General features: G+C 41.4%; 21 protein-coding genes. 16 read left to right on the forward strand and 5 right to left on the reverse strand.

Annotated features, from left to right (window positions below; all coding sequences use genetic code 11):
- Nucleotides 1-107 precede the first annotated feature (107 nt).
- Both IPI59_04310 and IPI59_04315 read right to left on the reverse strand, forming a co-directional pair.
- On the reverse strand, nt 108-764 hold the full coding sequence (locus tag IPI59_04310) for an SPOR domain-containing protein (GenBank protein ID MBK7526776.1): 657 nt from the start codon (nt 762-764) through the stop codon (nt 108-110).
- Nucleotides 765-891: 127 nt separating this feature from the next.
- Nucleotides 892-2,259 carry a TlpA family protein disulfide reductase gene (locus tag IPI59_04315; GenBank protein ID MBK7526777.1) on the reverse strand — a complete coding sequence of 456 codons (1,368 nt, stop codon included), beginning with the start codon at nt 2,257-2,259 and terminating at the stop codon, nt 892-894.
- 227 nt (nt 2,260-2,486) lie between these two features.
- Between IPI59_04315 and IPI59_04320 the strand changes: the two genes are divergently transcribed.
- The 6 genes from IPI59_04320 (at nt 2,487) to IPI59_04345 (ending at nt 6,028) form a co-directional block, all read left to right on the forward strand.
- Nucleotides 2,487-3,209 (forward strand): NUDIX hydrolase, encoded by a 723-nt coding sequence (locus IPI59_04320; GenBank protein MBK7526778.1) that lies wholly within the window; start codon nt 2,487-2,489, stop codon nt 3,207-3,209.
- A gap of 74 nt (nt 3,210-3,283) precedes the next feature.
- Nucleotides 3,284-3,610, forward strand: a complete 327-nt coding sequence (locus tag IPI59_04325) for an RS21-C6 protein (GenBank protein ID MBK7526779.1) — start codon at nt 3,284-3,286, stop codon at nt 3,608-3,610.
- A 199-nt stretch (nt 3,611-3,809) separates the two neighbouring features.
- Entirely contained in the window at nt 3,810-4,802 is a 993-nt protein-coding gene (locus IPI59_04330) for a hypothetical protein (GenBank protein ID MBK7526780.1), read from the forward strand.
- A gap of 10 nt (nt 4,803-4,812) precedes the next feature.
- Entirely contained in the window at nt 4,813-5,238 is a 426-nt protein-coding gene (locus IPI59_04335) for an EamA family transporter (protein ID MBK7526781.1), read from the forward strand.
- A gap of 18 nt (nt 5,239-5,256) precedes the next feature.
- Nucleotides 5,257-5,649 (forward strand): DUF1801 domain-containing protein, encoded by a 393-nt coding sequence (locus tag IPI59_04340; GenBank protein MBK7526782.1) that lies wholly within the window; start codon nt 5,257-5,259, stop codon nt 5,647-5,649.
- A gap of 13 nt (nt 5,650-5,662) precedes the next feature.
- The gene (locus tag IPI59_04345) at nt 5,663-6,028 is read left to right on the forward strand and encodes a DUF2200 domain-containing protein (GenBank protein MBK7526783.1); all 366 of its coding nucleotides are present in this window, start codon (nt 5,663-5,665) and stop codon (nt 6,026-6,028) included.
- 13 nt (nt 6,029-6,041) lie between these two features.
- On the opposite strand, the gene IPI59_04350 is transcribed toward IPI59_04345, so the two are convergent.
- Nucleotides 6,042-6,623 (reverse strand): hypothetical protein, encoded by a 582-nt coding sequence (locus IPI59_04350; protein ID MBK7526784.1) that lies wholly within the window; start codon nt 6,621-6,623, stop codon nt 6,042-6,044.
- A gap of 65 nt (nt 6,624-6,688) precedes the next feature.
- Here IPI59_04350 and IPI59_04355 point away from each other — a divergent pair, with 65 nt between their 5' ends.
- From IPI59_04355 to IPI59_04400, 10 genes are all read left to right on the forward strand, one after another.
- The gene (locus IPI59_04355) at nt 6,689-7,864 is read left to right on the forward strand and encodes a glycosyltransferase (GenBank protein ID MBK7526785.1); all 1,176 of its coding nucleotides are present in this window, start codon (nt 6,689-6,691) and stop codon (nt 7,862-7,864) included.
- 194 nt (nt 7,865-8,058) lie between these two features.
- Nucleotides 8,059-10,032, forward strand: a complete 1,974-nt coding sequence (locus tag IPI59_04360; GenBank protein ID MBK7526786.1) for a DNA primase — start codon at nt 8,059-8,061, stop codon at nt 10,030-10,032.
- A 398-nt stretch (nt 10,033-10,430) separates the two neighbouring features.
- Nucleotides 10,431-11,237 (forward strand): 1-acyl-sn-glycerol-3-phosphate acyltransferase, encoded by an 807-nt coding sequence (locus tag IPI59_04365; GenBank protein ID MBK7526787.1) that lies wholly within the window; start codon nt 10,431-10,433, stop codon nt 11,235-11,237.
- A 56-nt stretch (nt 11,238-11,293) separates the two neighbouring features.
- A complete protein-coding gene (locus IPI59_04370; protein MBK7526788.1) occupies nt 11,294-12,976 on the forward strand; it encodes an AMP-binding protein in 1,683 nt (560 codons plus the stop codon).
- A 30-nt stretch (nt 12,977-13,006) separates the two neighbouring features.
- A complete protein-coding gene (gene asnB, locus IPI59_04375; protein MBK7526789.1) occupies nt 13,007-14,941 on the forward strand; it encodes an asparagine synthase (glutamine-hydrolyzing) in 1,935 nt (644 codons plus the stop codon).
- 98 nt (nt 14,942-15,039) lie between these two features.
- Nucleotides 15,040-15,654: an adenylyl-sulfate kinase gene (gene cysC, locus IPI59_04380; GenBank protein ID MBK7526790.1), complete on the forward strand. Its 615-nt coding sequence runs from the start codon at nt 15,040-15,042 to the stop codon at nt 15,652-15,654.
- A gap of 49 nt (nt 15,655-15,703) precedes the next feature.
- Nucleotides 15,704-16,609, forward strand: coding sequence for a sulfate adenylyltransferase subunit CysD (gene cysD / locus IPI59_04385; protein MBK7526791.1), 906 nt, complete (start codon nt 15,704-15,706; stop codon nt 16,607-16,609).
- Between the two features lie 307 nt (nt 16,610-16,916).
- Nucleotides 16,917-18,500 (forward strand): FMN-binding glutamate synthase family protein, encoded by a 1,584-nt coding sequence (locus IPI59_04390; GenBank protein ID MBK7526792.1) that lies wholly within the window; start codon nt 16,917-16,919, stop codon nt 18,498-18,500.
- A 39-nt stretch (nt 18,501-18,539) separates the two neighbouring features.
- Nucleotides 18,540-20,042, forward strand: a complete 1,503-nt coding sequence (locus IPI59_04395) for a hypothetical protein (protein ID MBK7526793.1) — start codon at nt 18,540-18,542, stop codon at nt 20,040-20,042.
- 259 nt (nt 20,043-20,301) lie between these two features.
- Nucleotides 20,302-22,410, forward strand: a complete 2,109-nt coding sequence (locus IPI59_04400; protein MBK7526794.1) for a hypothetical protein — start codon at nt 20,302-20,304, stop codon at nt 22,408-22,410.
- Between the two features lie 70 nt (nt 22,411-22,480).
- Here IPI59_04400 and IPI59_04405 read toward each other — a convergent pair whose 3' ends face one another.
- The gene (locus IPI59_04405) at nt 22,481-23,716 is read right to left on the reverse strand and encodes a PHP domain-containing protein (protein MBK7526795.1); all 1,236 of its coding nucleotides are present in this window, start codon (nt 23,714-23,716) and stop codon (nt 22,481-22,483) included.
- A gap of 16 nt (nt 23,717-23,732) precedes the next feature.
- Entirely contained in the window at nt 23,733-24,212 is a 480-nt protein-coding gene (locus IPI59_04410; protein MBK7526796.1) for a GyrI-like domain-containing protein, read from the reverse strand.
- Nucleotides 24,213-24,235: the final 23 nt, after the last annotated feature.

A 24,235-nucleotide genomic window follows, 5' to 3' on the forward strand; every position in this document is an offset into this window, starting at 1 on the left:
GGTTGGTGGCTATTGGCTGATGGCTATTGGCTATTGGCTATTGGCTATTGGTTGGTGGCTATTGGCTGATGGCTATTGGCTATTGGCTATTGGTTGGTGGCTATTGGCTATTGGCTATTGGCTGTCAATGGTTTTAAAAATGCTTCGGGAAAGCCCAGTTCGCGCACTTTTGTCAATACATTTTGAGCGGTAGCCCGGCCTGTAAATACACCAACATAAACACGCACTTTTCCATTGTCAATATCGCTTGTAACATCGCCTAACTCGGCAACACGACTAAAATGGCGCACATCAACGCTATTAAAATTGCCTAATTGAATTTTATATGGGGTAGTAATATCCGGTGTTGTGGTAGCAGTATTAATCGGATCCTGTTTTGAGGCTTGTATCACTTTAGCGTCAACATATCCCAAATTTATCAGTTTGGGTAATTGAACTTCGGCATCGGCAACTGTTTTAAATCCGGTAACAAAATAACGTATTAATCCATTGGGGGCCGGCTCGGTAATTACCGTACCTATTTTTTGTAATTCGGGCAGTTTTTCGGTTTGTATCGTTTTAAAGGCACCTAATGAAATTTTAAAGTTACCCGCTGCCTTTGCCTTTGGTGTATTACTAGATTTGGGTGGCGGAGGTGGGTTTTGTGCCTCAAGTTTAGTTGGGGCAAAACTTAGGGTTAGGGCAAATAGCAATATTGCTGTTAAACCATTAAAAAAAATATTGGTACTTTGGTGAGATTTAAAAGAACAAAAGCAATGTAGCATAATAAAACAAGTATATTTATTTTGTATTAACGATGAAGACAGCCTAATTTTTACTATATGTGGGCATAACAACAACGAGGGGCAAAAAATTCCGGATAAGCCAATGCAAAATTAACAAATTAGCAGATTATACCGGTTCGTTGTGTAAAAGTTTCTCAATAAAGGCGGCAATGGTGGCTGCTTCGGCTTGGTATTTGCTAGTTGCCGGCCCATTAAATCCGGTATAAATTTTGGCAATTTTTCCGTTTCTGTCAATATAAATAGTGGTGGGATAGCCTTTAATTTCGGTTAGCTCGGGCAATGCCTTGGCAGTTCCTTGTTTATTGGGCTGCCCAGCCAACAATACTTCGTAAGGAATTTTAAAATAGTTGGCATATTTTTTTAATTGTTCGGTAGCTTGGGCAGGGTCGGTTTGGGTTTCAAAGGCCAGGGCTATTACCTCGAGCCCTTGTGCATTGTATTTGTTGTATAAATCTACTAATAACTTGGTTTCGTCGGTACAGTTTGGGCACCAGCTACCCATAATTTGAACAATTACGGCTTTGTTTTTATATTTTGGGTCGCTTAACGATACGGTTTGCCCATTCACGTTAGGAAGGGAAAAACTAAGCTGTGTATTTGCTTTTTTGGACTTTGTTTGGGTTTCCGGATTGGGCATTATGGCTTTGCCTTCCGGGTCGGGGCTGGCCCACCATTCTTCGTGGAGGTGGTTGCCCGACCAAAACTCGCCCATTATATTGCCGGCCTCATCAAGTTTTCCTTTCGCTAAAAAGGCATGTGCCCCGTCAAAGCACGAGAGCATAAGCCCTTTATTGGTAACGGTGCCCTCCATATAGCGGTAATCGCCGCTTGGTGTTAAAAAAGTGCCAACCACGTGGTTTTGGTTTTGTTTAAACTCGGCCAGCGCATCGGTTTTACTTTTGCGGTCGGTGGCAATAAACTGCACCTCCCATTTGCCGTTTACATTAACAGGCAAGTCGAGGTCAACAACGCTTACCTGAAAACGCGCACTATCGTTAAGCACACAATAAACAGGCAAGTAGTAATTGGGGCCTTTGGCGTAATTATGCCACTCGCCTAAAATACGGCGCTCGTTAAATTGCGCTTTTATCTCGGAGTTGTAATAGGGAAATTTAATAAAAACCGAATCGTCTTTAAATGTAAAATCGGTTACTTCAATTCTTTCGGGGCCGTTAATAATGGTCATCACATACTGGCCGTTATTGTTTTTGGCAAGTTCAAAGTTAAAAGGCAGGTCGCTTGCACCAAAACTATCATTATTGGGGCCGGGTAAATCCATTTTTGCCCGCCATAACCCCGTAAGTAACTGCCGCGAAGCATTATTGCCAATATCGGCATTTTGTTGTGGGGTTTCAGCTTGCGGTGCCGTAGTATTATTAGTGTTGCAACCATATATTAAAAATAAAAACAACAAACAGCTAATTGCAAGAAGCTGAAATATTGTTGGTGCAATAAAAAAAACCAACTTTTTCATGTTGTAATAAATGGCGGTTTGAGAAGGAGAGAAGTTTTTTTATCCGGATAATATATCATAAACGTCAATTCTAATAATATGTTATGTTTAAAGGTAAAATAAGTGCAAAATTGGCATTTTTTCCGGATTTGGTTAAAAAATAAAGTATCCGGATGATTTTAAATAAACTTTGTGCTTTTTGCCTTAACTTTCGCACCTTAAATTTTACTATAATCTAAATATAACAAATGCCTTATACCTACGAGTACCCACGCCCAGCCTTAACAGTAGATTGTGTAGTGTTTGGTTACGACAATATTGATGAAGCGCTGCGTGTACTTTTAATAGAACGCAATAGCGAGCCGTTTAAAAACCAATGGGCTTTGCCCGGAGGTTTTGTTGAAATGGACGAAGACCTTAAAACTGCAGCCAAGCGCGAATTAGAAGAGGAAACCGGATTGAGTGATATTTTTTTAGAACAACTTTTTACCTTTGGTATGCCTAACCGCGACCCCCGTGGACGGGTAGTATCGGTAGCCTATTATGCCCTTATTAACCTGCGAAGCACCCCGCCAACAAAACCCGCCACCGATGCCAACCAAGCCGAATGGTTTGACGTAAACAATATACCTTCGTTAGCCTTTGACCACCCCTTGATTTTAGAAACCGCACTTACCCGCCTGCGCAACAAATTGCGTTATGTGCCTATTGGTTTTGAGTTGCTGCCTAAAAAATTCCCGCTATCGGCATTGCAAAAACTCTACGAACTTATTTTAGCCCCCGAGCTTATAAAAGCAGGCAAAACAGGCTTAGATAAACGCAATTTTAGAAAAAAACTACAACGTTTAGGCATCTTAAAAGAATTAGGCGAAAGGCAACAACACGTAGCACACCGCGCCGCCCAACTCTATAGTTTTGACGAACAAAAATACGAGCAACTAATAAAAAGCGGATTTAATTTTGAATTATAATATCATCAGCCATTAGCCATCAGCCATCAGCCTTCAGCCATTAGCCATTAGCCATCAGCCAACCACTCCACAAAATGCCCCAACTACCCCAACAACCCACCCTCCCCCAGCTTCAGCAGTTTATAGCCGAACTTTGCCGCCAAAAAGGCTGGGATAAAAATAACCACCTCGAAATAATGTTGCTGCTTATTGAAGAGGTAGGCGAATTGGCAAAAGAAATAAGAAAAACCACCAAACTATGGGCATCAAACGAAACGCCACCTGCCAATAAAACAGCTTTAGAAAACGAGTTTGCCGATGTGTTAAACTACCTGCTCGACTTGACAAACTATTTTGAAATTGATTTGGAAAAAGCCTTTATCGCCAAAAATACCGAAAATCTAAACCGAACCTGGACTTAGTTTCAACAACCTTTAGCCTTCAGCCATTAGCCATCAGCCTTCAGCCATTAGCCATCAGCCTTCAGCCATTAGCCATTAGCCATTAGCCATTAGCCATCAGCCATTAGCCTTCAGCCATTAGCCTTCAGCCATTAGCCACCAGCCATTAGCCAATAGCCATTAGCCATTAGCCATCAGCCATCAGCCATCAGCCAACAATATGAAACACATTTTACTACTACTTATCTTAACCCTTACCACCACAAATACCCGTGCAGAAAGCAGCAATACCACCGCCACTACCAAACAACCGCAGTTAGTTTACACCGGCGTGTATTTAATGAATGTTTACGACCTAAACTTAAACGAGTACTCGTATTACGCCGACTTTTATATTTGGTTTAAATGGAAAGGCGAACTCGACCCTATGGACATTGAGTTTGTAAACTCGGTCGAAAAATGGTCAATAACACAAACCGCTTTTTACGACACCTTACAAGTACTTAGCGATGGCTATAATTATAACGGTTACAGGGTCGAAGGACGTTTTTTTCATTCGTTTTTACTTGAGCACTTCCCGCTCGATAAACACAACCTAAATATTCAAATAGAAAATACAACTTACCCCGCCGACTCGCTTACTTATGTGCCTATTAACGAAGATGTAAAAAAACGAAATGGATTTATAATGCCCGGATGGAACATTAACGCCGTACAATTAAGCCAGCAAAACAATTTTTACGATACCGATTTTGGCAACCCCGACATAGGGCGACAAGCATACAGCAATTGTACCTTTACCGTAGGTATTGAACGCCCCGTTAATTATTTTATTTTTAAACTGCTTTTGCCCTTGTTTATAGTTATGTTGGCCAGTTTGGGCGCGCTACTGTTAAACCCAAACTATTTAGATGCCCGCATATCTTTGCCCATTGGCAGTTTGCTTACAACTGTATTTTTACAACAATCCTATCAAACAGCTCTGCCCGAGGTAGGCCACATGGTTTTGATGGATAAAATTTATGTAGTAGCCTATTGTTTGTTAGCTTTTGTACTTTTACAAGTTATTTTATCCGGAAACACCCTTAAAAACCTCCCCCAAAACGCAGAAACCCAGCAAATAACACATATACAACGCCGCGAACGGTGGTTAGCCATTTGTTTATTATTAGCCTTTGGGGTAAGTGTTTTGCTGTTAGTGGCTTGGGGATGATGAATATTACATGAAACAATACCAATTATTTGCCCTTATTTCGATGGTGTTTGCAGGGTTTACCGCCGTAATTGCCAAGGCCGGACTTAAAAACATAAACGGAGACACCGGACTTGCCATTCGGTCAAGTTTTGTATTTATATTTGCGTGGATGATTATCTTTTCATCCAACAACAATATTAAAGATTTTTCGAACTTAACAAAAAGAGATGTTTTTATTTTAGGTTGTTCGGCTATTTCTACAACTTTGTCGTGGCTATTTTATTACAGAGCCATAAAAATTGGGGCAGTTTCTGAGGTAGCCCTTATTGATAAGGCAAGCATTATTATTACTTTATTGCTTTCTTTTATTTTTTTAAACGAACAACTAACTTTTAAAATTGCCTTTGGCGCACTGCTCATTATTTCCGGACTTTTAGTTTTAACCGTCAAATAAATCACCACAACAAACTAAATGAATACAGAAACACAAACTTATAACCACAAGCAAACCTCGCCCTACAAAGAAATTTGCGACTTACTTGCCCAAACAATTTGCTCGGAATTACCCGAAGCAACCCATAAAATTTGGCACGCCCACCCCGTTTGGTTTTTAAACGACAACCCCATAGTTGGCTACAGCTTGCAAAAAAATGGACTGCGGCTAATGTTTTGGAGCGGCGCCGACTTTGACGAAGAACTTCTAAATTATAAAGGTAAAAAATTTAAAGATGCTTCTATTTTTTACAATAATATTCCGGAAATTAACTTGAACGACCTAAAACGCTGGCTCAATAAATCAAAAGAAATTCAATGGGATTATAAAAACATTATCAAACGAAAAGGCGTTTTAGAAAAACTTAAATAGACATAATACCAACATGAAAACAACACCTCAACACAATGAACGTATGGCCAAAATAACCTTTGCCGAAATATACCCGCAATACATCCGGAAAGTTGAGTCTAAAGGCAGGACAATAGCAGAACTGCATCAGGTTATAGAATGGCTAACTGGGTTCGACGAAAAAAAACTACAATCGTTAATTGACCAAAAAGTAAGTTTTGAAGTATTTTTTAACGAGGCAACCCTAAACCCGAATGCTCATTTAATAACGGGGCTAATTTGTGGTTATAGAGTAGAAGAAATTGAAAACCCTTTAACCAAACAAGTGCGATACCTCGACAAATTAGTGGACGAATTAGCAAAAGGAAAAAAAATGAAAAGCATTTTAAGAACTGCTTAGATTAGTAAAATTGTTATGGCGGCGTAATAGTAAAAGTTTTTTTATTTTTTTGGCAAGCGGCGGCAAGTCGCACCAACGAGGTTTCCATTTCATTTTTTAAGGCATATTGGGTAATAATTGCCACATAACGGCGCAACGGATTGCTGCCCACCTGCCCCTGAACCTGCCAATTTACCTTAGTAGTTGTACTATCAAAAGGTTGCAAGCTAATTTTGCCATTTAGCAGTAAATTGGCTTTTTCAAGTTTTACGGTATAATTTTGCCCCTCAAGCGCAAACCCCTCGCCCAATACCAACTGCCCCTCGCCATTTTTTGCCGAAGTAAACTGCATGACAGTGCTATTTTCGTCAATAGCGGGTTTGGGGTAAAAGGTTTTTAATCCGGGTGTATTTTTAGGGCTGTAAACACTCCACTCCTCCCAATTTTTTGCGTTGCTTAACTGTTTAAAAATTACATTTTGTGGCGCTTCAATAGTAGCGCTTGCCTCGGCGCTAAACTTCGATGGCAACAACAATCCGGCAACAATTACAATACAGCCGATGGCGCAAAAAACAATAAAAAAACTAACCGCATTTATTCGCATTAACAAAAACATAACAGGTCAAGACTTAGTAAATTACAATACCTTTGCACAAAGGTAGTAAATTGTTATTCTATATTATGCCGCGCATTTTAGTAGCTGTTTTAAATTGGGGTTTAGGCCACGCTACCCGTTGTATTCCGGTAATACGCGCCTTACAGCAAAATGGTGCCGAAGTAATAATTGCCAGCGATGGGTTATCTTTAAAATTATTGCAAACCGAGTTTCCGAGCTTGCCTGCCGAGCCATTACCGCCCTATAATATACGCTACACGGGCAAACATATATGGCTCGATGCCCTTACCCAAGCGCCACACGTGCTAAAACAAATTAAAGCCGAGCAGTTGGCAACACAAAATTTACTTCAAAAACATGGCAATATTACGGCAATTATCTCCGACAATAGGTACGGTTGTTACCACTCACAAATACCATCGGTAATAATTACCCATCAGGTATTTTTGCACCTACCCCACCCTATAAAATGGTTGCAACCTTTGGTTCAGCGTTTTAATAGGCAGCTTATTAACAAATTTAATTATTGCTGGATACCCGACTGGCCACACCCTCAAGCGAATCTATCCGGAGAGTTAGCGCATAAACACCTTTTGCCGACCGAACAATTTGTTTTTGTAGGGCCGCTTAGCCGGTTTAATTATCCGGATGATAATAATATTAATAACGATAATGCCTCTAAGCCCTATTTTTCATCAGAGAAAAATACAAATACAGCGGCAGCGTGGTCAATAGTAGCCTTAGTTTCGGGGCCTGAGCCTTTGCGCACCCAATTCGAAGCAATTATGCAAAACCAGTTGCTTGCCTTTTGTGCTACTACTAACCAAACAGCCTTACTACTACAAGGACAGCCACAAAATAATTCAACTATTAAACCGCACCCAAAAACACCATTACTGCAAATTGCCCCCCATTTGCCCACCCAACAACTACAACACCACCTTAAAAATGCTCAAATAATAATAGCCCGCAGTGGGTACAGTACCGTTATGGACCTTGCCGTGCTACAAAAAAAAGCCATCTTTTGCCCAACGCCGGGGCAAACCGAACAACTGTATTTGGCAAAACAATTTATGAAAAAACAGTTTTTTTACACCCAACCACAACACCGGTTAAACATAGCTAAAGCCTTAGAAGAAGCGGTTAAGTACCAGGGCTTACCCGCGCAACTTAACCCCAACTTAGCAGACAATCAAACCTTATTAAACAAAGCTATTAATAATTTGCTCTCAAAACATTGACCTGTGTATTTGTTTTACCTATTTATATGATTTAAACTTCGTACCTTACAATTTCCGGGGAAAAGTTTTAACCAAAATATACTGTATTTATAGTAAAAAAACATTGTTTGCCCTTTTAGGCCAATAAACGCAGTTTTTTTCGTAATTTTGACCAATTTATTTAAACAACCAACACTTTCGCCCTTAATTTTAACGTGTCGATTATACCCCAACATATTGTCGCTAAAATTATTGAAACAGCCCGGATAGAGGAGGTTGTAGGCGATTTTGTGAACCTAAAACGGCGTGGGGCAAATTACCATGCCTGTTGCCCATTTCACAACGAAAAAACTCCTTCGTTCAACGTATCACCGACTAAAAATATTTTTAAATGCTTTGGGTGCGGCAAGGCAGGCTCTCCGGCCAGTTTTATTATGCTGCACGAAAAAATGGCCTACTACGAGGCATTGCGCTATCTGGCCAATAAATATCAAATAGAAATTCCGGATGAAATTGACCCCTCCGTTCTTGAAGCCGAAAAACAAGCCGAAAGTTTATACATCGTCAATACCTTTGCCGCTAATTATTTTGCTAATTATTTGCAAACCGACCCCGAAGGGCAAACCCTTGGCCTTAGCTATTTTAACGAGCGTGGCTTTACAAACAACGATGTTGTAAAACAGTTTCAGTTGGGCTTTAGCCCTGATAATTTTGATAGTTTTTTGCACGAAGCACAACAAAAAGGCTACTCGGTTGATTTGCTACAAAAGGCGGGCTTAGTGAGCGAAAAAAATGGCAAAGTTTTTCCTTTTTTTCGGGGGCGGGTTATTTTTCCTATTCAAAATTTATCGGGTAAAGTAGTGGCCTTTGCCGGGCGCACCCTACACAGTGCCCAACAACCTAAATACCTAAACACCCCCGAAACGGCAATTTACCACAAAGGCAACTTGCTGTACGGTTTGTATCAGGCAAGGCAAAGTATTAGGCAAAAAGATCAATGTATTTTGGTCGAGGGCTATACCGATGTGCTGTCGCTTCGGTTAGTTGGCATTGAAAACGCCGTTGCGTCGTCGGGTACATCGCTTACTACCGAGCAGTCGAAATTGATAAAACGGTTTACAAACAACGTACTTATTTTGTTTGATGGCGATAATGCGGGAGTAAAAGCGGCCTTGCGCGGTATTGATATTTTATTAGAAGATGACTTAGATGTGCGGGTATTATTACTTCCGGATGGCGAAGACCCCGACTCGTTTGCCAAAAAAAATGGCCGGATGGCGACCGAAGCCTATTTAACTACCGAAAGTGCCGATTTTATCCGGTTTAAAACCAATTTACTACTAACCGAGGCCGCCGGCGACCCCATTAAAACATCCGGCGTAATTAGCAATGTTTTGCAAAGCGTCGCATTAATTCCAAACAGTATTAAACGCTCGTTATATATCCGCGAAGCCGCCGCCCGCTTTAAAATGGACGAGCAAATTGTTATTTCAGAGGTCAATAAATTTAGGCTTCAACACCACACGCACAAACAACAAAAATCGGCTGCTAATCAAACCCAAATTCATCCAAACAGCACCACCGAGGCGGCAGCTGATGCCAATAAAACAATATCGCTGGCACTCGACCAACCCACAGCGCCGGCAGACACACCAGTACAAAATGATAGGGCAAATAACCGCTTAGAACGCGAGCTTTTGCGCGAACTGTTTGAATACGGCGCCGAACTGATACAAACCGATGTGCCTTTGGCAGCCTATATTATCAACGAAATTATAGGCTTGCCGTTTAACAACGACCAATACAATAAAATTATTGATATTTATTGCAAATTATTAGAAAAAGGGCAATTGCCCACCCGCGAAACCCTATCGGCCTTATTAGACGAAGAGCACGCCCAAACCTTAGCCGAAATTGCCAATTTGGTAGGTACACCTAGCGAAAACTGGCGTAAACTACATAAAATTGAACTGCCAAATATTGACAAATTTCAAATTGAACGCACCCTCGAAATAATTAACCGATTTAAAATTGACTACGTTGGCCAATTAATGAATAACAAGTTAGATGAACTTAAAACCCTCCAAAATATTGAAGCCGAAAACGAAATAATACAAGCTTATCAAGAACTGATGACATGGCAAAAAGAATTGGCAAAAGCTACAAAAGAGATGGTAATTGTTCGATAAAAATAAATTGTAGCCTATTTTTCCTTACAAACCCAAACAGTGTTGAGCAAATTGGAAAAGCCAATCGCTCAACAACTATCCGGATTAATAAACAAAACACGTTTCACACGTTTTTTTAGCATAAAAATTACACAATAGGCATATATGGGCAGGCAGAGAGGTTAGCGCTTCGTTTTTTGGCCGATGCCACAAAAATACAGCACGGTTTAATTAAGAAGCCAATACAAAAAAACTACTCCATCAAACAATTTTGACCTCACAGCAAAGTCTTTTTTAAACATAATATACTGATTATCAAATACTTAGGGGTAAACAAAAATTTAAACTTATCGCCTAAAAACAATAGAACTACCATTTAATAAATAGGTTGCCAAATTTTGCTTACTTTGTGGCCTCGTATGATAAAGAGATTATTTTATTGGATTTATACTGGGTATGCTGGTTTTGTTTTTGCCATACCAATGCTAATTGGCGTAGGCTTATCGTTTATTTTACCTATTGTACTGCCCTCTGAACGGCGTTGGCGACGAGCATTTTTAGCTTACTGCCGGTTTTGGGCCAATACATGGGCTAAATTAGTGGGGGTAAAAATAGTAGTGCAAAACGAAGAGGTTTGTGTAAAGCCAAACCAGCAATGCGTATTTGTTGGCAACCACGCCAGCTACGGCGATATTATAGCCTTGGCGGCAGCCGTTAAGCATTCGTTTTCGGGAGTTGCTAAAATGGAGTCAAAAAATTATTTCTTGTTTGGCCATGTGTTTAAACGCTCGTCGGTATTAGTGGACAGAAAAGACCCCGAAAGCCGGAAAAAAAGTTATATAGAAATAAAAAAATTAGCCTTTGACTACGGTATATCTGTATTTATTTTTCCGGAAGGCACTTTTAGCAATCCGGATAAAGAAGTATTGATGCCCTTTAATTCGGGAGCCTTTCGCATAGCCGCCGAACTTAACCTCCCCATTCAACCGATTATCATTACCCATGTACGCGATATGATGCCCAATTTTAAATTGCCGCTTCGCCCATGTACTATTTATTTTAGATATTTGCCCCCAACTTATACACAGGGTTGCACCGTTGAAGATGCCGATAAATTGCGCGCTCAGGTGTGGCAACAAATTCAAGATGCCTTGTTAATACACGAACCACTTTACAAACCTTTTGTAAACAACCCGCCAGCCAACCCTCATGCTGCCGATTTATAGTTATTTTATTTATTATCCAACGAAATTACAAACCTATTAAATAAACGTTTTTCATTATGGCTGCAAAAATTTGGTATCCGTTTTACCCCGAAGGCGTTCCGCAAGAAATAAATGCCGAGCAATACGTCAATATTCCGGAAATGATACAAGAGGCTGTGCATCTTTATGCTAACAGGCCTGCCTATTCTAATATGGGAAAGACCATAACTTTTAACACCCTCGACCAACTGTCGAATAATTTTGGGGCTTACCTGCAAAAAAACCTGGGTTTACGCCCCGGCGACCGCATTGCCTTAATGATGCCCAACTGCTTACAATACCCTGTTGCCTTATTTGGAGCGTTAAAGGCCGGCTTGGTAGTGGTTAATACAAACCCCCTTTACACCCCGCGTGAAATGGAGCATCAATTTAACGACTCAGGGGCTACGGCCATTGTTATCGTTGAGAATTTTGCCGCCAATTTGCAAAAAATATTGCCCAACACTCCCATTAAACACATTATAACTACCGGATTAGGTGATATGTTGTCGTTTATTAAAGGTACATTGGTTAATTTTGTAGTTAAGCACGTAAAAAAAATGGTGCCAGCCTACCAACTACCTGCGACCATTTCGTTTAAATCGGCTTTAAGTGCGGGCAAAAGCTTAAGCTTACAAGTACACAAAGCACAACCCAACGACCTGGCATTATTACAATACACGGGCGGCACTACCGGATTATCGAAAGGCGCTATGCTTAGCCATAAAAACATTATAGCCAACTCTATGCAAATAGGCGCTTGGCTCGATTGTAGCAAAGCAGATCTGAAACGCGGGCAAGAAATAATTATTACGGCATTGCCACTTTACCACATATTTGCATTTACAGTAAATTGTTTGTTTGCCTGCAATTATGGTATGCACAGCATATTAATTACTAACCCCCGCGACATGAAAGCGTTTATAGGCGAACTTAAAAAATACAAATTTAGCTTAATTACGGGCGTGAACACCTTATTTAATGGCTTGTTAAACCAACCCGATTTTGCAAGCATTGATTTTAGTAACCTCAGAATTGCAATTGGTGGAGGCATGGCAGTGCAACGAGCCGTAGCCGAAAAATGGCAAAAAGTAACCGGATGTTATTTAGCCGAAGGCTACGGACTAACCGAGTCTTCGCCGGTATTATGTGCGCAGCCCTTAGATGGTACAGGCACAATTGGCACAATAGGTTTACCCGTACCAAGCACCGATATAAAAATTGTGGACGACAATGGCAACGAATTACCGCTTGGCGAGCGAGGAGAGATTATAGGCGCAGGCCCTCAAATTATGTTGGGCTACTATAACCACCCCGAAGCAACCGCCGAAGTAATTAAAGATGGCTGGCTATATACCGGCGATATAGGCATAATGGACTCAAGTGGTTTAACACGACTTGTTGACCGCAAGAAAGAAATGATTTTAGTATCGGGATTTAATGTTTACCCCAACGAAATTGAAGACGTAATTGCTATGCACCCTCAAGTTTTAGAAGTAGCCGTAATTGGGGTTCCGGATGCAAAATCGGGTGAGGCGGTTAAGGCTTATATCGTAAAAAAAGACGACTCACTAACAGTCGAATCGTTAGAGAAGCACTTCGAAGATAGCTTAACCAGTTATAAAAAACCCAAACATTACGAGTTTCGAACCGAGTTGCCTAAATCGAACATAGGTAAAATTTTGCGGCGTTTGCTAAAAGAAGAATTGAAAAACAAATAGCCTTTATTTAGAACTAATTTAATTTTACGCATGTGCCGAATAGCAGGTTTTTGGGATTTCCGAGACAGCGATGTATCTTATCATCCGGAAAATACCATAAATGCCATGCAAGCGGTCTTAGCGCATGGTGGCCCCGACGATTCCGGAACCGCTATTTTCCACCTAACAAATCCAAAGCAAAGTTTGTTGGCATTTGGGCACAGGCGGCTGTCTATTATTGACACCAGCAAAGCCGGCCATCAACCTATGTCGTGGCAACACTTAACCATTATTTTTAATGGCGAGTTGTATAATTACGCGCAAATTAAACACGAGCTACAAAACCAGTACGGCAGGCAATTTACCACCCAAACCGATACCGAAGTACTGCTTCAGGCATGGCATCAGTGGGGTAGCGATTGTTTAAACAAGTTTAACGGCATGTTTGCCTTTGCTCTGTTCGACCAGCAAACCCAAAACCTAACCTTAGTGCGCGACCGTTTTGGCGTTAAGCCTTTATATTGGTACCAAAAAAATGGATTGTTGCTTTTTGCCTCCGAGTTAAAAGCGTTTCATAAACACCCCCATTTTGAGCCAAGTTTAAACGCCCAAGCAATTTCGTTGTATTTGCAGCAAGGCTATATTCAAGCACCTCACTGTATTTATGAAGAATCGCAAAAATTGCCCGGCGGCACACTTTTGCAAATAACAGCACAAGGGCAAATTACACAACAAACATGGTATAGCGCTGCACAGGTTTACGCAAACCCAATTGAACTGCCCACCACCGAGCCTGAGCTTATAACCCACTTAGAAAAATTACTTCACCAAAGCTTTGCCCTGCGTATGGTGGCCGATGTGCCAATAGGTGTTTTTTTGTCGGGGGGAATTGATAGTACCACCGTAGCAGCCTTGTTGCAACAACAATTTAGTCAACCGCTACAAACCTTTACCATTGGTTTTGACCAACCCGACCTAAACGAAGCCCACCATGCCAAACAAATTGCAAACTACCTAAAAACCCAGCACACCGAACTGTATTGTACCGAAGCCGACTGCCGCAATTTATTGCCTTTATTGCCCACTATTTTTGACGAGCCTTTTGGCGACAGCTCGGCAATTCCTACCTATTTGGTGGCACAACTTGCCAAACAGCAGGTAAAAGTTAGCCTTAGTGCCGATGGTGGCGATGAACTTTTTGGCGGATATACAAAATACCAAGCTACTTTATCCGGATTTAACCAATGGCAAAAGCTTCCGGCAAAACAACTCTTGAGCAAAACTATACAACTATTTAATCCGGATTTTTTAGCTAAAATGCTCTCACTTCTGCCCGCAATACAAAAAAATCATACCAACTTATCCAATAAGCTCTACAAACTGCAAAGAGCAGTACAGGCCAATACTATATCCGACTTTTTTGCAGCAGCATCGGTATATTTAAGCCCTAAAGAGCAGCAGCTAATTTACCCTGTTTTTTGCCCGCGATGGCAGCCCGATTTTCAACCCCAAAACAACCGAATTGTAGGCTATTTGGGTTTAACCGACTTGCTAACCTATTTAGAAGGCGATATTTTAACCAAAGTTGACCGCGCAACCATGCACAACGCCCTCGAAGGCCGCGAACCTTTTTTAGACCACCGCCTCGTAAACTTTGCCCTGTCGTTGCCCGATGCGTATAAAATTAAAAACGGCCAAACAAAATACCTGCTTCGGCAAGTTTTATACAAGTACGTTCCAAAACAACTCATTGACCGCCCCAAGCAAGGATTTGCCATACCCATAACACAATGGCTGCATACTATATTGCGCCAACCTTTACAAGCCTTAACCCACGACCAAACATTTTTTGCCGATACACAGTTACAACAACCAACAGTTTCAAGGCTAATAAACCAATTTTTAAACAAAAAACAATATGTTAATCCACATATAATTTGGTTTATTTATACCTTTTGGGTATGGTGGCATCAGTATAAAAAATAAAACAACGATAAGCGGCAAAATCTAAACGATATAGTTATCATTTGTCAGTAAAAAATGCTTTTACAAGCTTAGGTATAAAATCGTATCTTTGCGGCGCAATGCCACAGCCCCAACATATTTACCCTGTTTTTGACCAACTGCTGCAACGCGCCCACAAAGAACAATTACTGCAACAACGCGGCATAACTTTGTGGTTTACGGGCTTATCGGGGGCCGGAAAAACTACCATTGCCCAAGCCTTAGAGCAAGCATTATACCAAAATGGCATTATTACCCAAGTATTAGATGGCGACAATTTGCGCACCGGTCTAAACAATAATTTGGGTTTTACCGAAGCCGACCGTACTGAAAACATCAGGCGCGTAGCCGAAGTTGCCAAACTATTTACTCATTGTGGCATTGTGGTTATTGCCTGTTTTATTAGCCCTACCCACGCAATACGCCAACAAGCTAAACAAATTATTGGCGCAACCGATTTTAAAGAAATTTTCATTGACGCCCCGCTTGCAATTTGCGAAGAACGCGATGTAAAAGGTTTGTATAAAAAAGCACGTGCTGGCTTAATAAAAGATTTTACCGGTATTGATGCCATTTTTGAGCCACCACAACATCCGGATTTAACCTTAGATACTACACAGTTTACCATCACACAAAACGTAACTCAGGCCTTACAATTTTTGCTGCCACTCATCCGGATAGAAACCCCAAGTTAATAATATAGATAGATAAGTAAGTAATAGTACCTAATCTTTAAAAATAACCATGATTTCGTATAATTTGACCCATCTGCGGGAGTTAGAGTCGGAGGCAATTTTTGTAATTCGCGAGGTAGCTGCACAGTTTCAGCGACCTGTAATTTTATTTTCGGGCGGTAAAGATTCTATCACATTAGTACATTTAGCCCATAAAGCATTTTTTCCGGGTAAAATTCCTTTTCCTTTACTTCACATTGATACAGGGCATAACTTTCCCGAAACTATAGCCTACCGCGATGCGTTAGTAGCCCGGTTAGGTGTAAAATTATTAGTTGGCAGTGTGCAAGAGTCTATCAACAAAGGTACGGCAAAAGAAGAGAAAGGAGCCAACGCCAGTCGTATTCGCCTACAAACCACCACCCTTTTAGAAGCCTTAGAAGCACACCAATTCGATGTAGCCCTTGGTGGCGCACGCCGAGACGAGGAAAAAGCACGCGCAAAAGAACGCTTTTTTTCACACCGGGACGAGTTTGGCCAATGGGACCCAAAAAATCAACGCCCCGAATTGTGGAATTTATTTAATGGGCGCAAGCACGAAGGCGAGCACTTCAGGGTTTTTCCGTTAAGCAACTGGACAGAATTAGATATTTGGCAGTACATTTTACACCAAAATATACCGCTACCTAACCTTTACTTTTCGCATAAGCGTTTATGCGTGGTGCGCAATGGTATTTTACTGGCTCAATCGCCGTTTTTACCCCCTGCTGAGGGCGAGTTGGCCGAAGAAAAAATTGTACGCTTTAGAACCATAGGCGATATGACAAGCACAGGCGCTACCCTTTCGGCTGCTTCATCAGTAGCCGATATTGTGCTTGAAATTGCCGCCAGCAGACATACCGAGCGCGGTGGCCGCGCCGACGACAAACGTTCGGAAACCTCAATGGAAGACCGCAAAAAAGAAGGGTATTTTTAATTTAAAGGCTAACGCTTAATAAGTTTTATTTTCAAAAACTTTGTTTGACTGCCTATGATTAAACACAAGCGGTAAGCCTTACTGACTTTAACTATTAAAGAACCAAATTAGTGCTTTCAATTTTCCGGATAAAAGTAAAATTTACTTGTAGCAACTAATACAACTTGCTGTTTATTCCTTCGAGCCATAAAAAACGGAATTTTACTCAACACTACCTGCTCAAAAACAAAGCCCATTTTATTGTACCTAAATCTCTTTATCTTTGTGCGATATTATTAATAATTTTCAACAGTTATAGCAACAAAACATGCGCAACGAGTTTATTATTTTTTCCGCTATTTCGTTAGTATTGGTTATTGTTCTGGGCTTTTTTTGGCAGCCAGTTTGGTGGATTATGATAGTTTTGTTGCCCCTTGTAGCCATTGGTTTTTACGACATGCTACAAAGCCGCCATGCGTTAATGCGCAATTATCCAATTTTAGGGCGTGGCCGGTGGCTAATGGAGAAACTCAGACCTAAATTGCAACAGTATTTTGTTGAAAGCGATATTGACGGTAGGCCTTTTAACCGCATTCAACGCTCGGTGGTGTATCAGCGGGCCAAAAAAGAGTTAAACACAACCCCTTTTGGAACACAATTAGATGTGTACGAAACAGGTTACGAGTGGATGCACCACAGCATTGCCGCTTTAAATGCGCATAATTTGCCTGCCCACCCGCAAATACAGGTAGGCACAGATTTATGCAAGCAACCCTACATGGCCAGCGTGTTTAATGTATCGGCTATGAGTTTTGGAGCGTTAAGCATCAATGCAATATTAGCTTTAAATGGCGGCGCTAAAGCAGGCAATTTTGCCCACAACACCGGCGAAGGGGGCATAAGCCCGCACCATTTACAACCGGGCGGCGACCTAATTTACCAGGTTGGCACTGGCTATTTTGGCTCAAGGGCTGCAGACGGCAATTTTTCGCCCGAAAATTTTGCCAAAAGTGCTGCTAATCCTACGGTAAAAATGATTGAGCTTAAACTGTCGCAAGGAGCAAAGCCGGGGCACGGAGGCATACTTCCGGCAAAAAAAAATACCCCCGAAATAGCCAAAATTCGCGGAGTAGAACCCTTCACCCAAGTCGATTCGCCGCCTTATCATCGGGCATTTAGTACGCCCATTGGCCTTTTACAACTTTTGCAGACAATGCGCCAGCTATCGAACGGCAAACCTGTTGGGTTTAAACTTTGTGTGGGCAATAAAGCCGAGTTTATAGGTATTTGCAAAGCAATGATTGAATCTAAAATTTTACCCGATTTTATAACTGTTGATGGCGGTGAGGGGGGAACAGGCGCTGCACCACTTGAATTTTCGGACTCGGTAGGGATGCCATTTAAAGAGGGGCTTGCCTTTGTGCATAACTGCTTGGTGGGCTTTGGACTGAGGCAACAAATCCGGGTTTTTGCCTCCGGAAAAATTACAACCGGATTTCACATTTTTAAAACCATAGCCTTAGGTGCCAATGCCTGCTATAGCGCACGCGCCATGATGATGGCTTTGGGCTGCATCCAGGCGTTAGAATGTAACAAAAATACTTGCCCCACAGGGGTTGCCACCCAAGACCCCGAATTGGTAAAAGGATTAGTCGTAGCCGATAAAACTATGCGGATAGCCAATTATCATGCCGAAACCCTCAAAAGTTTTGTTGAGTTGATGGCCGCCGCAGGTATTGACCACCCAAGTAAAATAAATCGCAGCCATATTTTTCGCCGCATCAACCAATACGAAGTGCGCCGGTACGACGAAATTTTTCCTTATATACCCGCTGACTGTTTATTAAATGCCAACACCGTACCCCAAGAATGGCAACATTATTGGCAGGTCGCAGATGCGAACAAGTTTTAGGTTTGTTGTCTTGCTGATTTAATTAAATAAGCAGAAAAAATGAGTAGAATCAAATATTCAAACCTACCGTTCTGGCTTTTTACTTTGGCTACTGTTTTTGCCCTAACCTTACCCATATTAGTACAAGATGGCATGTTTCAAGATGGGGTATTATACTCGGCAGTAGCACACAACTTAAGCCTTGGATATGGTAGTTTTTGGTTTCCGCAGTATAGTGCTTTAAATATCGAGGGTTTACCATCGTTTCATGAGCAGCCGCCCTTGGCCTTTGGTATTGAATCTCTGTTTTTTAAAATTTTAGGCGATAGTTTGTACGTCGAGCGGTTTTATACCTTGCTGACCATGTTATTAACAGTTTGGATTTTGGTAAAAATTTGGCGGTTGGCAACCATTGATGCGCCAGCCAATTGGCAACACCTAACTTGGCTGCCGGTTTTATTTTGGATAATTGTACCGGTTTGTTTTTGGAGCTATCGAAACAATATGCACGAAAACACACTTACCATATTTGCTTTATTGGCTTTTTTAAGTTTTTACTCCGGATGGATACCTATACAAAAGTCATCCAGATTTTTAAGTCTAAACCCTTACGTGGCAGCTGTAATCTCCGGATTCTTTATATTTGGCGCAACCTTAGTGAAGGGGTTTCCGGGCTTTTTTATTCTGGCTGTGCCGGGTTGTTATTGGCTGTTTACAAAGCGTATTAGTTTTAAAAAAATGGCCTTGCAAACCATCGTTGCCTTAGCAGTACCGTTGGCAATATATACAGTTTTATTTTTATGGCCAGTAAGTAAAAGCCTGTCGTACTACCTTTTCGACAGGGCTTTGCTTCGCATGGGTGCAGTGCCTACGGCAGATTATCACCTCGAAATTTGGGTGCAATTACTGCAGCAATTAGTGTTGCCTTTTACTTTGCTGGTTCTTATTTTTTTGCTTGCCTGGAGGGCAAAATGGCGTTTTACCCAGCCTACACCTCTTGTTTGGCGGCAATCCTTGTTTTTTATGGCGGTAGGGGCAGCCGGAACGCTTCCGCTGGCATTAACCTTAGTACAGAAATGGTTTTACATGGTGCCGGCTTTTCCGTTTTGGGCAGTTGGCATGGCTTTAGTAGCAGCTTCTCCAACTTCAGATTTTGTAAATTGGTTGAAAACTAAAAAACGGGCGTTTGCTTTTGTTTTGACCTTTAATGCCCTACTATTGGCAGGTGTGTTAATATATAGTGCTGCACAAATTGGTAAAACCTACCGCGAACATGCCACCTTAAACGACGTCTATAAAATTGGTAAATTAGTGCCATCTTTTACTAATATTGCTGTCCCGTCTTGCCAATACAATCAATACAATTTTATTTTGCAAGGCTTTTTAGTCCGCTTTTTTAATATAAGTGTTGTACCCGAAAACCACAAATTGGCCACTACAACCCCATTTTGGCTTAGCCAATGCGATGCCCTTTGCCAGCATATACCACCTGATGGTTACGAAGTAATACTTGAAGATGGACAAAAATATGCCCTATATAAACGTGTTGAAAACCAACCATAAAGGCAAATTATTGTTAATTTTAGCTAAAACTTGTTTTTTAATAATTCAAAGCACAGACAATAAGGCGGTTTATACGTTTAGTATTTCGTTTATCAGCAAGAATTTACGAACTTTGCCGGCCGTTTGCATTTCCGGAAATAGAAACTGACTTATTATCTTCATTCCGGAAAAAACAGGCTAATAACATTGTGTTTTATAGCAAGGACTTATTTTGCAGTCATCGCACATTTTTATTATCTGCCATCTGTATAAAGTATCTATGAACAACGCACAACAAATAATTTTTGAGCAATACCCCGCCTGGTACTTACTGTTTTGTTTATTGGCCGGAGGTATTTATGCTACAATTTTATATTTCCACGACACCACCTTTAAAGAAGTAACCGGAAACCAACGCCGTTTGTTACCTTTTTTATATGTTCTGCGTTTTTTAGGGGTAAGTACCATTGCTTTTTTGTTATTAGCACCATTGTTGCGCTCCTTATCCATAGACACCATTAAGCCCACAATATTAGTGCTAACAGACAACAGCAGTTCGGTGGGTATGGCCACTAATACTGCCGATAGTACCGCCTTAGTAACGGGTTTAAACACGCTAACCGAACAGTTAGCCGCCAACTATAACGTGGCCACTTACCATTTTGGCGAAAAATTAGAAGATAGCCTGCGCTTTAGTTTTGACGAAAAACAAACCAATATTTCACAATCTATTGCCGAATTACACAGTATTTATACCAATCAAAACGTGGGTGCAGTTGTATTGGCCACCGACGGTATTTACAACCAAGGAAGTAACCCTGTTTATAGCACCGAGCGGCCAAACGCCCCCTTTTACTGCATTGCCCTTGGCGATACAACACCGCGCAAAGACTTAGTGCTCGAAAAAATACTGCATAACCGCATTGCTTATTTGGGAGATAAATTTACCCTTCGGGCCGACTATTCGGCCAAAACACTGCAAGGTAGCAATACCGTTTTAGAAGTGTATAAAGGCGACGGTGGCAGCAAGGTTTATTCTAAACCATTGACCATAAAAAATAACAATTTTTATGGCTCTGACGATATAGTTTTAGATGCTACTACGGTTGGCGTTACGCATTATGTAGTAAAATTAGCAGCAGTTGCCGGCGAATTAACTACTGATAATAACCGGCAAGATATTTATATTGAAGTATTAGACAGCCGGCGCAAAGTGCTTATTTTTGCCGCCAGCCCCCATCCGGATGTTGCCGCCTTGCGCTCGGCCATCGAATCGAATAAAAATTATCAAACCGAAATTGCCTATGCGGGTAAATTTTCGGGGGCAGTTACAGGCTACAATTTGGCCATTTTGCACGGTATCCCTTCAAAAAACGACAATTCCGAAGCCGTAATTAAACAGTTGCACGATGCCAAAATTCCGCAATGGTACATTATAACCTCGCAAACGGCGCCCGCGCTATTTAATACTGCCCAAAACATAGTACAAATGAACAGCGCCCGCGGCGACCAAAGCAACGATGTGCGCTTAGTAAACAATGGCAATTTTAATCTTTTTAATTTAGAGGACGGCACTGCTAATTTTTTAGCCGAATTGCCCCCGCTGCAAAGTCCGTTTGGCGACTACTCGGCAGCCCCCACCTCGCAAACCCTGTTTACCCAAAAGATAGGCAGTATTGCCACCAAATACCCCTTGCTCGCTTTTGAACAAGCCACAGGCGACAAAATTGCCGTACTTGCCGGCGAAGGACTTTGGCGCTGGCGTATTTACAACAACAAAAAAAATAACAATGCTAATGCGGTAAACGATTTAATAACCAAAACTGTGCAGTATTTATCGGTTAAAAACGATAAACGCAAATTTAGGGTAAGTATGCCCAAAACCTTATTCAACGAGGGCGAACAAATAAGCTTTGATGCCGAGTTTTATAACGATAGCTACCAACGCATTACCGACCCCGAAGTAACCCTTACCGTTTACGATAATACTGGCAAAAAATTTCCGTATGTGTTTAGCAAAACCGCCGATGCTTATACTCTAAACATTGGATTTTTGCCCGTTGGCAACTATACTTATAAGGCTAACACCTCGTTTAACGGCCAAAATTACTCCGCCGAGGGGCAATTTAGTGTTGTAGCTATTCAGTTAGAGAGTATGCAAACCCAGGCCAACCATGCTTTGTTGTATTTGTTGGCAAAAGAAACCGGTGGCGCAGTTATTTATCCGGATAGTTTGGGTAGTTTGGCACAAAAAATAGGGCAAATTCCGGCAACACAATACAGCAGTACCAAAACCCAAAGTATGATAAACTTAAAATGGCTGTTCTTTTTAATTTTAGGTTTTGTGAGCTTCGAGTGGTTTATTCGCAAGTATTTAGGTGGGTATTAAACCATTCTTTTACTTACTTGAGCATTTTGTTTGTTAGTAGTATTGTATAACAAATCAAATTTTATAATACCTAATCAATAATAACTGCTTTTGAAAAAGCGCCGTAATGTTTTTTATCGGTTTTGCCTAATAATGTTGCGGTGTAAACGCCCGCATTACCCTCAATATTAACACTCAGGTCAAAAGGTTGGGTGTTGTTTATTGTTTGTTGCAGCAGGGTATCGGCGGTAATGATTGGGCTACTTAAATGATTGGGGCGTGTGTCTGTGCAGACGGTTGCGCGGGTAAGTACTAATTGTGCTGTATTAAGTAGGGTATCGGCTTGGCCGCGTAAACGCAAAATACGGATGCCTGCCGGCGTTTGTGCTCGACATTTATTTATATCGTAGGTATCTAAAAACAAGCGCGATTTGCCTTCAAAAATGGCGGTTTCGCCGTTTTTAAGCCCCTGCATAATAGCAGGCCAGCTAAAGTTAGCTGCAAATACGGCTGTGGTTGGGTAGCCTAATGGTGGGTTTGTTAAATCTCCGGGCGGGTCTTTAAACACTCTGTGGTTATCGCTTGCACCAATAGCAGTAATTTTGCGGCCATTAAGCAAATCGCATAGCCAAGCCATGCGGCCCCAATTGTCGTAGGGGTCAAAGCCTGCTGTACCATTCCAAATTTCAATAGCTTGGTAGTTGTAGTCAGTCCAGTCGTAACAAATCCAGGGCGTAGGCGAATACGGGTGGTTTATTATGCTAAAACATCCGGCAGAATTGGCTTGTTGTAGGGCATTTCCACCGGTAACACTACTTTTGGGCCGGTCTGTAAATACAATATTGGGGTTAAACAAGTTTAAGTCGGCTGGTAAGCAGCCAATATGCCCCGATGGTATGGCCACATTGCTGTTAACAGGGCTTAGCTCATTGCCATTTATCATTAAAAAGTTGCCTTCTTCAGAAAGTTGCGCGCATAATTGCCACCAAGTACACTCAGGGCCTTGATTAAACAAAGCGGGGTCTTCCTCTAACGTATTAGGGTCGCTGCCGGTGCTATTGCTGTGGTCGGTTAGCACTACAAAATGAAGCCCTCGTTGTAAAGCCATGTTTTTAATAGCTTCGGGGGTGCTGTCGCCGCCGGTATCGTTGCTTGCCCCGGTGCTATGCACGTGCAAATCGCCTAAATACCATTGGCCGGGTGGGTCGGCCTCAAAATCAGGAGAACATATTTTAGGGTTGTCTATATCTTTTTTGCAGCCCAAAAATCCAAGCACACCTAATAATCCTATAAAAAATAAAAATGTTATGTTGTTTGACTGCCTCATTTTTTTGTGTTAATTTTTACAAAACCGGAATATAAATATCTATTTCGCCTGTTTCAGCGTTTGGGTCGAAGCGCTCGTCATAAAGTTCAAAATCCGGATAACTATAATCGGCACGGTTCGCAGTTTTTAACCATTCGTCGTAAATATATCGCACCGTATTTCCAAAATCAGCTAATTTGCCTGTGTGGGTAAAAACGGCATACTTTCCGGCGGGCAGCTCAAAAGTGGTCATACCTTGTGGGAGGACTGCAGGGTAAGCATCAACAGCTAACGATGCCATATAAATAAATTGCCCCGAAGGTAGCGTATTAATATCCGGATGCTGCATGGTACAAATACCAAAAGCGTGGTTATTTGCCGCTTGGTTCGGAACTTCGCTCATTCGCGGTACAAAATCATCCCAAAGTTTGCCTATTTGGGCATCCATTGGGTTAAATACGCCTAAAAGCCCCATGGCTTTAGCGCCCTCAAATTGTACTATTTTAGGCATTTGCATAATATTATATGTTTTAATTAAAT

It is taken from the genome of Sphingobacteriales bacterium (genome assembly GCA_016706405.1).
Classification (GTDB): Bacteria; Bacteroidota; Bacteroidia; order Chitinophagales; family UBA2359; genus BJ6.

Coding starts and splice junctions, on each gene's coding strand:
- cysC (MBK7526790.1), top strand. CDS start 15,040: ATGCCACAGCCCCAACATATTTACCCTGTTTTTGACCAACTGCTGCAA.
- IPI59_04345 (MBK7526783.1), top strand. CDS start 5,663: ATGAAAACAACACCTCAACACAATGAACGTATGGCCAAAATAACCTTT.
- IPI59_04320 (MBK7526778.1), top strand. CDS start 2,487: ATGCCTTATACCTACGAGTACCCACGCCCAGCCTTAACAGTAGATTGT.
- IPI59_04410 (MBK7526796.1), bottom strand. CDS start 24,212: ATGCAAATGCCTAAAATAGTACAATTTGAGGGCGCTAAAGCCATGGGG.
- IPI59_04325 (MBK7526779.1), top strand. CDS start 3,284: ATGCCCCAACTACCCCAACAACCCACCCTCCCCCAGCTTCAGCAGTTT.
- IPI59_04335 (MBK7526781.1), top strand. CDS start 4,813: ATGAAACAATACCAATTATTTGCCCTTATTTCGATGGTGTTTGCAGGG.
- IPI59_04370 (MBK7526788.1), top strand. CDS start 11,294: ATGGCTGCAAAAATTTGGTATCCGTTTTACCCCGAAGGCGTTCCGCAA.
- IPI59_04355 (MBK7526785.1), top strand. CDS start 6,689: ATGCCGCGCATTTTAGTAGCTGTTTTAAATTGGGGTTTAGGCCACGCT.
- cysD (MBK7526791.1), top strand. CDS start 15,704: ATGATTTCGTATAATTTGACCCATCTGCGGGAGTTAGAGTCGGAGGCA.
- IPI59_04310 (MBK7526776.1), bottom strand. CDS start 764: ATGCTACATTGCTTTTGTTCTTTTAAATCTCACCAAAGTACCAATATT.
- IPI59_04315 (MBK7526777.1), bottom strand. CDS start 2,259: ATGAAAAAGTTGGTTTTTTTTATTGCACCAACAATATTTCAGCTTCTT.
- IPI59_04395 (MBK7526793.1), top strand. CDS start 18,540: ATGAGTAGAATCAAATATTCAAACCTACCGTTCTGGCTTTTTACTTTG.
- IPI59_04350 (MBK7526784.1), bottom strand. CDS start 6,623: ATGTTTTTGTTAATGCGAATAAATGCGGTTAGTTTTTTTATTGTTTTT.
- IPI59_04405 (MBK7526795.1), bottom strand. CDS start 23,716: ATGAGGCAGTCAAACAACATAACATTTTTATTTTTTATAGGATTATTA.
- asnB (MBK7526789.1), top strand. CDS start 13,007: ATGTGCCGAATAGCAGGTTTTTGGGATTTCCGAGACAGCGATGTATCT.
- IPI59_04400 (MBK7526794.1), top strand. CDS start 20,302: ATGAACAACGCACAACAAATAATTTTTGAGCAATACCCCGCCTGGTAC.
- IPI59_04330 (MBK7526780.1), top strand. CDS start 3,810: ATGAAACACATTTTACTACTACTTATCTTAACCCTTACCACCACAAAT.
- IPI59_04340 (MBK7526782.1), top strand. CDS start 5,257: ATGAATACAGAAACACAAACTTATAACCACAAGCAAACCTCGCCCTAC.
- IPI59_04390 (MBK7526792.1), top strand. CDS start 16,917: ATGCGCAACGAGTTTATTATTTTTTCCGCTATTTCGTTAGTATTGGTT.
- IPI59_04365 (MBK7526787.1), top strand. CDS start 10,431: ATGATAAAGAGATTATTTTATTGGATTTATACTGGGTATGCTGGTTTT.